At 48.1% G+C, this 11,790-nt stretch carries 9 protein-coding genes; 4 read left to right on the forward strand and 5 right to left on the reverse strand.

From position 1 onward, the window contains the following. Positions 1-256 precede the first annotated feature (256 nt). A complete protein-coding gene (locus tag N5E87_RS13300) occupies positions 257-937 on the reverse strand; it encodes a hypothetical protein (protein WP_086902632.1) in 681 nt (226 codons plus the stop codon). 164 nt (positions 938-1,101) lie between these two features. Beyond that, positions 1,102-2,049, reverse strand: a complete 948-nt coding sequence (gene rssA / locus N5E87_RS13305) for a patatin-like phospholipase RssA (protein WP_086902591.1) — start codon at positions 2,047-2,049, stop codon at positions 1,102-1,104. Between the two features lie 321 nt (positions 2,050-2,370). Between rssA and N5E87_RS13310 the strand changes: the two genes are divergently transcribed. From N5E87_RS13310 to N5E87_RS13325, 4 genes are all read left to right on the forward strand, one after another. Continuing rightward, positions 2,371-3,720: a DEAD/DEAH box helicase gene (locus tag N5E87_RS13310; RefSeq protein ID WP_086902590.1), complete on the forward strand. Its 1,350-nt coding sequence runs from the start codon at positions 2,371-2,373 to the stop codon at positions 3,718-3,720. A gap of 98 nt (positions 3,721-3,818) precedes the next feature. Continuing rightward, complete coding sequence (locus N5E87_RS13315; RefSeq protein ID WP_011623199.1) at positions 3,819-4,256, forward strand: DUF3010 family protein; 438 nt, start codon at positions 3,819-3,821, stop codon at positions 4,254-4,256. Positions 4,257-4,313: 57 nt separating this feature from the next. After that, the gene (locus tag N5E87_RS13320; RefSeq protein WP_086902589.1) at positions 4,314-4,823 is read left to right on the forward strand and encodes a YgjP-like metallopeptidase domain-containing protein; all 510 of its coding nucleotides are present in this window, start codon (positions 4,314-4,316) and stop codon (positions 4,821-4,823) included. A gap of 127 nt (positions 4,824-4,950) precedes the next feature. Further along, positions 4,951-5,409 carry a hypothetical protein gene (locus N5E87_RS13325; protein WP_086902588.1) on the forward strand — a complete coding sequence of 153 codons (459 nt, stop codon included), beginning with the start codon at positions 4,951-4,953 and terminating at the stop codon, positions 5,407-5,409. Positions 5,410-5,757: 348 nt separating this feature from the next. Here N5E87_RS13325 and N5E87_RS13330 read toward each other — a convergent pair whose 3' ends face one another. From N5E87_RS13330 to N5E87_RS13340, 3 genes are all read right to left on the reverse strand, one after another. Continuing rightward, positions 5,758-7,053 carry a peptidoglycan DD-metalloendopeptidase family protein gene (locus N5E87_RS13330; protein WP_086902587.1) on the reverse strand — a complete coding sequence of 432 codons (1,296 nt, stop codon included), beginning with the start codon at positions 7,051-7,053 and terminating at the stop codon, positions 5,758-5,760. Positions 7,054-7,309: 256 nt separating this feature from the next. Further along, entirely contained in the window at positions 7,310-10,366 is a 3,057-nt protein-coding gene (locus N5E87_RS13335) for an SMC family ATPase (protein WP_086902586.1), read from the reverse strand. Then, the gene (locus tag N5E87_RS13340; RefSeq protein ID WP_086902585.1) at positions 10,363-11,565 is read right to left on the reverse strand and encodes an exonuclease SbcCD subunit D; all 1,203 of its coding nucleotides are present in this window, start codon (positions 11,563-11,565) and stop codon (positions 10,363-10,365) included. Before N5E87_RS13340 ends, N5E87_RS13335 begins: the two co-directional genes overlap by 4 nt. Positions 11,566-11,790: the final 225 nt, after the last annotated feature.

Here is an 11,790-nt window from a genome sequence, read left to right on the forward strand (position 1 = left end):
CTAAAATTCCATGATCCAGATCATGATTTATCGGATGGATAAAAAGAACAAAGAAGAACTGTAGCCAAGCCCAATGATCTCAGTTTTAAGCCTTGACCTTGGCCATAAAGCAGGATAGCGGACGCTAAAAATGCCCGCTAATCACGACAAAGGACCTTGGCCCGAAAGCCAAAGTCCTTGTAATAAGAAGTCCTTGGAATAAAAGCAGTCCGTAGCTCGGCGTTTACCTTTAGCTAAAGTTTGCGCTCAGACAGGGTTAACGCTTGGCTAAGGCAAGATAACTACTCAGTTGCCCCGATGCCGATTGCTGCATTCCCATGGAAGAGGCCACTTGCATGGTCGATTTAAGCCCCTGCCATAACTGCTTTTGGCTGTCACTCAGTGTTGGGTTGCTATTTAGATAATCGGTTAACTGGCCAAATACCTTGGTGGCTTTTTGTGCCAGCACAGGGGATTGCGCATCATCCATATTCGACAATACATTCTTAGCATCGACTAAGGTGTTGATCATCGGACTGTTTGGTGACTTTTCCGCTAAGGACTTCAGCTCGTCATCGATAAAGTCCTGCAGTGATTGCTTGCTCGGCTTTTGGCTCGGCAAATTAATGCCGTTTTGTGACAGGCGCTCAACCTGTGCATCGGACAAAATACCGTCCTTTTGCAGCCGAGACACTAAGGCCGGAATATCTGACACACTAAACTGGCCATCGGCAAAAAAATCCTTCGACATGGCTTGGATTTTTTGTGCCCTAAGCGCACGGGGTGACAAGGCAATCTCATCACTAGGTTTCGTCTCAGTCTTAGGCGTATCCTTGGTGGATGAGTTGGCATCCGTCAAGGATTCTGTCTTACTCGTGTCCGTCTTCTTGCTGTTCAGGCCATAGGCATCGGCAACACTGCTACGGTTCAGATTTAAGGCATTTAAAAGAGGATTCATCGTCAATAATTCGGCATCTAACACTGTGTGATGGGGTTAAAGCAAAAAATAAGCCAATCAAACAGTCACTTGCCTAAATTATTATTCGTTTCACGAGCACGAGCTTGCCAGAACGAACAAAATTTAATCTCGAAACGTCAACACGCCCTGAGTCTCCTCGCGACTTAGCCTTTCCAAATCGCAGCTTCAATTAAGTGCGCGACTTTAGCTACAGCTGCCTCCCCCGCCGCAATCGCCTCATCGGCACGGTGAAATTCCATGGTGCCGATATTAGCGACTTCGGGCACAACCAAGACATCGGGCGGATCTCCCATCAAACGCGCCCGTTTATGACGCTGCTCTAAAATCCCCATCGATTGAGACATCACCGCAATCATGCCAGGGTTAGATTTAGTGCCGAGGGAAAACTTGTCGGTTAAACTGCTGACATACTCCCGCCCCCGAGCAAATAAATCCATAAAGCCGGTTTCTTGGCGCGCGGGCATTTCGGCTTCTTCCTTCGGCGCCTTATGGCTGGTCATATTGACGGGCAATACCTGCAGCCGCCCCGAATGAAACCCGTGCAAATCCACGGCAATCACAATATCGACGCCCATCGCGCGGCTCACTGACACAGGCACAGGGTTCACCACAGCGCCATCGACTAACCAACGATCTCCTTGACGAACGGGGGCTAATATCCCCGGCATTGAGCAAGAGGCGCGCACAGCTTGGCGTAAATCGCCATGGCGAAACCAAATTTCTTGCCCAGAATACAAGTCAGTCGCGATTGCTGCAAAGGGTCGCTCGAGCTCTTCAATATTGATATCACCGATGCGCGATTGCAGCACATCGAAGACTTTCTCGCCGCCGATCAAACCGCCCTTACGCCAACGAATATCCATTAACCCGAGGACATCCCAGCTCGAAAAACTGCGCACCCACTCCTCAAGCTCGGTCAAATGATTATGGGCATAGGCCGCCCCGACGAGCGCGCCGATTGAACATCCGGCCACTTTATCGGGTTTGACTCCCATGGCGGCCAAGCCATTGAGTACACCGATGTGAGCCCAACCTTTGGCGGCTCCGCTTCCAAGCGCGATGCCAATGGTGGGTTTTGTTCCCTTGCCCATAATATGTTTCCCTTAACAACTCAATGATTTGAATAAGCTAAATTCCGCCCTGAGTACTGTCAATCATTTATGGATTTATTCCACTTAGCGCGTTAAAAGGCCGCTGTGGAAATGAATCCAAGGTCCATCGAATGCAACACCTCCAAGAAGCTGCCTAGCCCGTTATACACATGTTGGGGGTTACTACTCACGTCTTTGCTAAATCGCCAGCCATAACAGCGGCTATTTAGCGGATTCAGTAAGATAATGACCAATCAAGATAGCTGAGCATAGTGATTTAAGGCTATAATCTGCCCTCACTCAGATTTAGGGGATATACCTTTGCAGTTTACTGATTTTTCTCTGGACCAGCGTCTGTTACAAAGCTTAAAGCATATGGGGATTGCGACCCCAACCGCCATCCAGGAACAAGCACTGCCTATCGCATTGGCAGGTAAAGATTTAATGGCGTCATCAAAGACAGGCTCAGGTAAGACCTTAGCTTTTTTGTTGCCAGCGATGCAAAGGGTTATCTCCACCCGCGCCTTAACCAAGCGCGATCCTAGAGTACTGATTTTATTACCAACCCGCGAATTGGCCCACCAAGTGTATAGCCAGCTACGTTTGCTGGTTGCCAACACTCAATACAAAGCCATTAGCGTGTTGGGCGGTGAAAACTTTAACGATCAAGCTAAAGCTCTGGCAAAAGAGCCACATTTTATCGTGGCAACGCCGGGACGCATCGCCGATCATTTAGAACAAAAAAACCTCTTCCTCAATGGATTAGAACTGCTTGTCCTCGATGAAGCCGACCGTATGCTGGATCTGGGTTTTGCGCCACAATTAAAAGCCATTAACGCAGCTGCAGATCATAAGCGCCGTCAAACCTTAATGTTTTCGGCCACTTTAGATCACAGTGAAATCAATGAGATTGCCGCGGCATTACTCAAAAATCCATCACATGTGGCGATTGGTGCAGCCCACACTGAGCATCAGGACATTACCCAACGGATTTATCTGTGTGATCATTTAGATCACAAAGAAGCCCTGCTCACGCGTTTGCTTAGTGACGAAACCCACAAGCAAGTGATTATTTTTACCGCCACCCGCGCCGATACCGAGCGCTTAGCCAGCAAACTCTCGGCGCAAGGTTTTGCCACCGCGGCGTTAAGCGGCGAGCTGAAGCAGGCGGCCCGTAATCAAATCATGGATCAATTTGCCCGCGGTCAGCAGCAGATTCTGGTGACCACAGATGTGGCATCCCGTGGCTTAGACTTACTCAATGTCTCCCTCGTCATTAACTTCGACATGCCCAAATTTGCCGAAGAATATGTCCACCGCATTGGTCGTACCGGCCGCGCGGGCGCTAAGGGTGATGCAATTTCCCTCGTTGGTCCTAAAGATTGGGATAACTTTAAGAAAGTACAACTCTTCCTTAGAAAGACCTTTGAGATCAGTGCCATTCAGGGCCTCGAAGCTAAATTTAGTGGTTTAAAAGACAAGCCAAAGACCACCGCAACTAAAGCGGTCGCTAAGGCAGGTACCAAGGCCAAAGCGAAAACCAAGTCAAAAACGGTTAAAACGGCCGCCTCACGTGACAAACGCTTTATCACTGGGGTTGACGTGGGTGATGCGCCTATGCGTAAAAAACCTGCGGCGCCTTTGCTGCAGGATCATGACGACGAGCGTTAATGATTTACTCGCGAGAGTCCATAGTGCAGACTCTCGACATTACGGGTGGGAATATGCTCCTGCCATATGTAAGAAATGTTGATATTTAAAGGTGTAACATGCGAATTTGTGGTGTTGAATTAAAAGGCGGCGAAGCCATTATCAGTCTGCTGAGCTACGAAGGTGAAACCTTCAACGTACCAAGCTGCCGTAAAGTGTCTTTTAGCGTCGCTCAATCAGCCTCAGCGGAAACTATCCGTGAATTTCACTTCGCTTTCCATAAGTTAATGGAAGATTATAAGGTCGATGAAATCGTCGTTATCGAGCGCGAGCAAAAAGGCAAACTGGCAGGCTCCGCCACCAGCTTTAAACTCGAAGCCGCAATTCAACTCGGCGATCTGCCGGTGACCTTGTTATCGCCTGTTGCGATCAAGGAACAAAACAAGCGTAATCCGCCTCAAGTTGATTTTGACAGCTTAGATCTCAAGCGCGTCCAACAACCCGCCTTTGAGGCCGCCTACGCTCAGCAAAATCGCCGTATCTTCGGTAAAGCTTAAAGCCTGTGAGCTTAGCGCGGCTGTAGCGCTAAGCTCGTTTTCCCACAGCTAGAAACAATGCAAACCTTAAAATATTTAAGCGGTTATAGTCCGGATATCCAACGCCAAGTTCAACACCTACTCGAAGGTGGGAAGCTTGCGGATGTTTTGCTGCGTCGTCATCCCACGGTCCACGAGATCCGTAGCGACAAAGCTCTCTATGACTATGCCCAAGGGATAAAAAATCAGTTTTTACGCCAGTCCTCTCCCCTGTCAAAAGTGATCTTCGATGACAAAATTAGCATGAGTCATCATGCACTTGGCTTACATTCTTACGTCTCCAGAGTACAAGGGAATAAAATCAAGGCTAAGAACGAGATCCGTATCTCTTCACGTTTAAAGCGCGTCCCCGAACCCTTGCTCAGAATGGTGGTTGTACACGAACTCGCCCACCTAAAAGAGAAGGATCATAATAAAGCTTTCTATAAGTTGTGTACTTATATGGAGCCCGATTACCATCAATTCGAATTCGATCTGCGTTTACTGCTAACCTGTATCGACGCTAATCAATCGCCCTACTCAAACTAAACAAACTTATTCGACTAGGCTCGCATTTTACTCATCGATTTATCACGCACAGTTGACTGATAATAATTTTCATTTAGAATGAATCTGTCTTATCCGTTACCGCACTTCAGTCGTGTAAAAAAGTCGTATGAAAAAGCAAAAGATTGGTAAAAAGCTAGAAAAGTGGTGTAACAAACAGGCCAAGAAACTGCAAAAACAGCAGGCAAAATCCGATCGCCCTGTTGAATTGCAAAACCTTTATTCGGCAAATACGCCAGTAATACATACGACTCATGCACAAAATAAAAAACAGCAGCGTAAACACTTAAGCCTATTATTGTCCGAATATCTGGCAAAACAGCATATCCAAACCCTCGATAAGACCGCCCGCAAGAAACAACTTAAATTAGCTAAAGCCTATTTTAGTGCCGCGAATGATGCTAAATTTTTATCATCCGCCGTTATTAAGCGTATCCGTCCATTACCCACTGAACGCAGTTTTGCACTTCGTCCCTTTAAAAAATCCCCCTGCGGAGGCTGCCCAGCTTTAAAAGGTCGTCTGTGTAAATGTGCGTTAAAGGCAATGCAGAAACGTCAAGCCAGTTAATTCATTTGAGTTGACCGCCGTAACCCTATCAAATTAGATAAAGACAAAGCAGCGTAACGCGAAGTAACTCGCTTATATAGGCACTCGGCGCATCTATAAAGCGATATCAGCATTTTCCCTGTTCTTGCTTAGATGCGTATTAACTCGGCCAACTTAACTCTATCCACCGCTTATATTAAAGCAGTAAAGCTTGCCCCTAATTTGGTTAAACATCCTTACTACTAAACCAGTGGTTTAATGGATAAGTGTTTTCCAGCCGTTATAGCTAAACGCAGCCCAAATAAAAACGCCGATGACATCAGATTCATCGGCGTTTTTATATTCGGTTCGCTCGGATTAATGAATGGCTTAACCTAAATTCATTAACGCTTGGCGGCTCTTCACGATATTGGTGAAGGTACGTAATTCTTGGTTCGCTAATTGGCTTGCCATCGGGATATCGGCTCTCATTGGATCCACTGGCTTACCATTAACGTGGAATTCATAATGTAAATGTGGACCGGTAGAACGTCCAGTATTACCTGATAAAGCAATCACTTGGCCACGAGTGACACGTTGACCTTTGCGCACTAATGCCTTAGAAAGGTGTAAATAACGTGTACGGTACTTACCACCGTGTTCAATCACAATATATTTACCCGCGAATTGGTGATCGGTGACTAAGCTTACGACACCATCGCCAGGGGCAATAACTTTAGTACCAATAGGCACTGAAAAGTCGGTACCGTTATGGGGTGAAATACGGCCAGTAATTGGATGTTTACGCGTAGGGTTAAAACGAGAACTCATGCGTGGTTGTTTAGCCAATGGAATACGTTGGAAGGCACGCACTAAGCTTTGGCCTTTCGCATCGTAATAACTGCCATCGGTATGTTGGAATGCACTAATTTCAGAGCGGCCCGTTTTAATGCTCACGCCTAATATTTGGCTGCTTCCGGTTGCTTCGCCCTCAACATATTGATCATTTACCAAAACAGAAAATTTATCACCCGCACGTAAATCCCGAGCAAAATTCACTTTCTCTTTGAGTAAATCTTCAATCCGCTGAATATCGGCCGCTGCTAAACCCATTTTTTGCGCCGAAACGTAGAATGAACCTTTAATATCGCCGGTGAGAATACGGTTTTGCCACACACCTTCAACGTTAATTTCTTCAACGTTAAAGCTGCCATCTTCATAACGGGTAAATACCACTTGGCGGGCAGCGTTAAAATACAGCTCTAACTTCTGCAGTTGGCCTTCATTATCCAGCCAAAATTGAATACGGTTGCCAGGTAATAAGGTATCGAGCGCCAGAATGTTTAAGTCGGCTTCTAACACTTTATACATGGTTTGCTGATCAACACCGGCTTTAGAAAATAAAGCACTTAAGGTATCGCCAGAAGCAATGACACGTTCAAAATGAGGAGTATTATCTACAATTGGTGCTGTTTCAACAGGCTCAGAAACCTGTGGCAAAATCGTCTCGAGATCGAGCGCGACGGGAATACGTTGAGCAGTAGGAACCACATGGTTGGCATTCGGCATTAACATCGCCGCACCGATTAATAAACCACCAACGAGGAGAATATTCTTGTGGGCTGAAGATAAATTCTGCAAACGAATTTGCGGAAAATTAGCCAAATTGGGTTTACCTGTCTGCAACGCTTTCACCTTTTGTTATCGTTATTGCGTTATATTTTTGAACCAGTCCCTCAGGGGGAAGCCCGAATTTTGTCAACTTATCCCAAAAAACCGATTATGACAAACGCTATTTTGCACTTTTATAGCACTATTTACTAAAAACATGCGTCAGTTAGCACTTTAAACCGATTGTGTGTTCTGTATATAGATGTTAAATAGCGCAAAATCTCGTTTATCATTTCAATAAAAACAAGGTGTTAAACCAATTTAAGTTAGACTAAGGCAAAATCACCTTGATTTCACTCCCATGGGAGGTTTTCAAGATATCAATTCGAGTGCCTATCTGTTCTTTCATTTCGGATACATGGGAAATCACCCCAATCATCCTCCCCGCCGACTGCAAATCCATCAGCGTGCGAATGGCAAGTTCGAGGGAGTCCTGATCTAGGCTGCCAAAGCCTTCGTCGATAAATAAGGTATCGAGTTTTATGCCGCCTGCGTAAGCTTGAACCACATCCGATAAACCCAAGGCCATCGACAAGGCAGCCATAAAACTCTCACCACCACTTAAGGTCGCCACGGGACGCACTTTAGAGGTGTAGGCATCCTCGACTTCAAGCTCTAGCCCTGAGGCCTTATTGCCCTTCGCCCTGTCCTCTTTGCGCAATAATCGGTAGCGCCCTTTACTCATTAAATGCAGCCTCTGCGTTGCCGCAAGCAACACATCGTCGAGCAATACGCTGAGCACAAAGCGTTGCAGGGAAATTTTGTTGCCTGTATTACCATTGGCAACATCGGCCAAGGTGCCAATCACAGCGTATTCATCCTCGAGGGATTTGGCCTTTTGATCGACCACCGCCAGCTGAGTTTGGGTATTGTTAAGCAGGGTGAGCCGAGTATTGAGTTGGCTCCATAGCTCTTCCGCCGTTTTAAGCTGCGCGAGTCGCTCAGTGAGCAAGGCCTCTAAGGCGTCAAGATCGGGTGATGTCGACTCGCTTAATTTGGTTGTAAGCTGAGTCAGTTGCGACTGATTTAAGGCGCACTGCCTATGATAGGTCTCTATGCCCTCAGCTAGCGCCTGCATTTGCTCATCCGTTAATAAGGCCTCGCGCAATGCATCTCTATCGGTAAAGCCTGCATTATCCAGCGCCGCTAATAGTGCCTGCTGTGCTTGCACCTGCAGATCTGCCGCACCATTACAACGCTCTATCGCCGCCGACAATGCCGTTTGCGCCGCCACACTCTGCTGCGCCGCCTGCTGCTGCGCGGCTCTGAGCGCATCAATCTGACGTTTTATCTGCTCGAGTTGCTGCTGGTTATTCGCAATCGCTTGATTCAATACCTCCAGTGTTCGGTATTCTTCTGGGATCCGCAGCGCTTTTTCCGCAAATTGACCCGATAAGCGCTCGACTTTGCCTTCTTGTTCACGGTAACGCTCACGCTCAAGTTCTAGTTGCTGCGTCAATGTCGACTCTTGCTGTTGCAAGGTTTTGATCTGTTGCTGTAACTGCTGTAGCCCTTGCGCCGCAGCGTCGGTCTGTTTGGCTTGCTGTGTCAGTTCGTCTAGCGCTTGGCGATGGGATTCGAGCGACAATTCAACCTTATCGCCAAGGGCTGCTGCCAGTTCATTCGCCTGCTGTTGCTGTGCTTCTAATTGCTTTTGCAGCCCACGATATTCTGCCCGCGCTTTATTGAGATTATCGAGCGCCAAGGCCTCGGCATCCTGCGCCGCCTGCAATTGTAGATCCGTTGGTAAATCCTCATGACTCACCGCGGGATGAGGATGGGCCGAACTGCCACAAACCGGGCATGGTTCATGGGGTTTTAACTCTCTAGCTAAAATGGCTGCCTGACCTTGAAACCACTTCAGCTGCAAAGACTTGTAAGCCGTTGAAGCTGCTTGATATTGGGTATTAAGTACTTTTCCTTGTGAGCCGACCTGCTCAAGAATCCCTTGAGTGTGCGCGACTTTGGCACAGATCTGCTGCCACTGCTTGAACTGCTCGAGCATATGACGGTGCTGTTGCAGCGCCTGCGCAGTGGCAAGTTGCTGCTCACTTTGCGATTGCAAGGCTGGCAATTGATTCTCACAATGACTGCGCTGCTCAACTAAGGTGGCAAGTGCAGTTTTACTCTCCTGCCCCTGCAGCTTGGTGTGTTGCAGTATCTCTTTTGCCTGCGTTAAAGCTTGTTCCAGGCTAGCAAACTCTGCCAGCTGCGGCACTAACGCACTGAGATGACTATGCTGCTGCTCAAGGTCGCGCAGCTTATGTTCAAGGGAAATAATTTCCTGCGCAGCGGTTTCTGCATGAGCGAGTGCGAGCTTGGCGGCATCGAGTGTCGACTGCGCGCTATCGCGCTGGACAGCTGCAACACTCGCTTCTTGCTCCCGCGACAAGGCATTATCTAATAAGGGTTTTACCCGCAGTGCTTGCTTGGCCACCTCAAGCCGTGTCGTTTGGGTTGCAATATGCGCTTGCTGCTCATTAAGACGAAGCGCCTCAGCCTGCAATTCCTCTAATCGAGTAAATTCCGCAAAGAGTTGCTGCGCGCTATCACGCTGTTTTAATGCCGCCAAATGCGCCGCAACGCACTGCTCTTTTGCTGCCGTCGCCGCCGCGAATTCGGGTTCAATGCGACTAAACTCAGCAGCAAGCTCATCATCGGATGTGAGTGCTGCCGTTTGCAAAATACCGTCACGGCGGGCGCGCTGCTCTTTCACTAAGGCACGAATATCCGCCGCCTTGGCTTTTAGGGTATCTTCGATGCCCTTATAGATATGGGTTTGGAATAATTGGCTAAAAATCTGCTCACGGGCCTTAGAGTCGGCCATCAGCAATTCGCGAAACTTCCCCTGCGGAAGCACCATCACTTGGCGGAACTGCTCCACATCTAGGCCGGTTAATGCCTCGATTTCCGCCGTGGCGTCTGACACTTTACTGGCGACGATAAGGGTTTCACTGCCATCCGGGGCAATCTTATACAGCTGTGCCTCACTCTTTTGTACCGTTGAGCCATCGCCGCTTTTCTTTAATCTTTCCTGCTCGGGGACACGGCGAATACGATAACCCGTACTACCTAATTGAAAATGAAAAGTTACCTCAGTCAGTACGCTATCATCAGCCATATCGCAGCGCATCTGGCTGCCTTCGCGTTCGTTACCCGTGGTTTTGCCGTAAAGCGCAAAACAAATTCCGTCGAGCAGCGTGGTTTTGCCCGCACCAGTTGGCCCGTTGATCAGGAATAAGGGGTTATTCCCCAGTTCGGTAAAATCAATAGTTTGAGTCGAGGCGAAAGGGCCAAAGGCCGACATCGACAGCGAGAGTGGCTTCATGCGGATTGCTCCCCTTTTGCTGCAACGCGAGTAGATCCATCGCTATCACCTTCATCCCTGTGAAGCTTAGTTAAAATCTCATCCATGACCGCTTGCTGCGCATCACTCAATTCCTCGCCAGAGACTTGGCTGAAAAAATCACGGAACATGGCCATTTCGCCTTTTTTGATATGGTCACGATTGAGTGCGACGGCCTGTTCGCCCGCCATTAATCCAGTACGTTCTAGATGCAGCACATTGGGATAAACACTGCGCAATTTGCCCATGGCATCTAAAATGGCGTGTTTATCGAGGAGTCTAACCATCAGATAATCCTCACGCTTGGCATCGGTCTTCCCAAGATCTAATAAATGCGCTAATTCTCCTTCGATAATCCGCACATCGCGCAGCGCGCTTAAGGGCAAGAGTTGGATCTGCGCCGGAGTGTGCGCTGTGACATCCACTAAAGTGACAGACTTATGTTGATGCTGTTCGCTAAAGGAGTATTTCAAAATCGAGCCAGAATAACGTACATGTTCACTGCCTTTATATTGCGGTCCGTGTAAGTGGCCAAGGGCGACATAGTCAAACTCACTAAAAAGCCGTGGGGAAATTTTATCGGCGCCACCAATACTCAATGGCCGCTCGGACTCTGACTCACTGCCACCATCTAAAAAGCAATGACTAACAACGACTTTAGGTAACCCTTGGCTATCGTGGCAGCGGACTTGTTCTAGCAGTAGCGCCATCGCCTCTTCATGGCTGGATACGCTAAGCCCCTTAACATCCGCCTCAAATACTTGGCGCACGGTTGCAGGTTCGGCGTAAGGCAGCGGATAAAAGTAAGCATCGCCACTTGAGCTGGTTAAGCGGATCGGCGTTAAATCAGCCTGAAGCGGCCCAATAATGTGTAAGCCACTTGCCGCCATTTGTTTAGCCGCAAAGCCTAAGCGTTCGTGCCCGTCGTGGTTACCGGCAATCATCAGCACTTGTAATCCTAACTCTGTGATGAGGCGATTAAGCACCTCATCGAGCAAAGCCACGGCGCTGGCCGGAGGAATCGACCTATCGTAAATATCCCCGGCAATAATCACCGCATCGACAGTGTGCTGCTCAGCCAATGTCACGATTTGATCAAGCACATAGGCTTGGTCTTCTAAGAGTGATTGATTATGTAACTGGCGACCAATGTGCCAGTCCGAGGTATGGATAAATCTCATCGTTGCTAAACCTTAATGGATACTAAGCCGATTCTATCGCGTGGGCGCATACCATTTAACGTGTGAAGTCTCAGGCGCCGCGAGGCAATAACACCGCCAATAGCCCCTAAAAACGCTTTAAAAATGCTAGGTTATCCTAAACATTGCTGCGGAGTATAGCGAATACCAAGGGAGTGAAGAGATTTACAGCAATAAGGCCGAAAATTGTGCTCATGGACTATGCCG

Origin of the sequence: Shewanella sp. GD03713, assembly GCF_029843705.1 — a bacterium.
GTDB lineage: Bacteria > Pseudomonadota > Gammaproteobacteria > Enterobacterales > Shewanellaceae > Shewanella.

Coding starts and splice junctions, on each gene's coding strand:
- N5E87_RS13300 (WP_086902632.1), bottom strand. CDS start 937: ATGAATCCTCTTTTAAATGCCTTAAATCTGAACCGTAGCAGTGTTGCC.
- rssA (WP_086902591.1), bottom strand. CDS start 2,049: ATGGGCAAGGGAACAAAACCCACCATTGGCATCGCGCTTGGAAGCGGA.
- N5E87_RS13315 (WP_011623199.1), top strand. CDS start 3,819: ATGCGAATTTGTGGTGTTGAATTAAAAGGCGGCGAAGCCATTATCAGT.
- N5E87_RS13320 (WP_086902589.1), top strand. CDS start 4,314: ATGCAAACCTTAAAATATTTAAGCGGTTATAGTCCGGATATCCAACGC.
- N5E87_RS13325 (WP_086902588.1), top strand. CDS start 4,951: ATGAAAAAGCAAAAGATTGGTAAAAAGCTAGAAAAGTGGTGTAACAAA.
- N5E87_RS13335 (WP_086902586.1), bottom strand. CDS start 10,366: ATGAAGCCACTCTCGCTGTCGATGTCGGCCTTTGGCCCTTTCGCCTCG.
- N5E87_RS13340 (WP_086902585.1), bottom strand. CDS start 11,565: ATGAGATTTATCCATACCTCGGACTGGCACATTGGTCGCCAGTTACAT.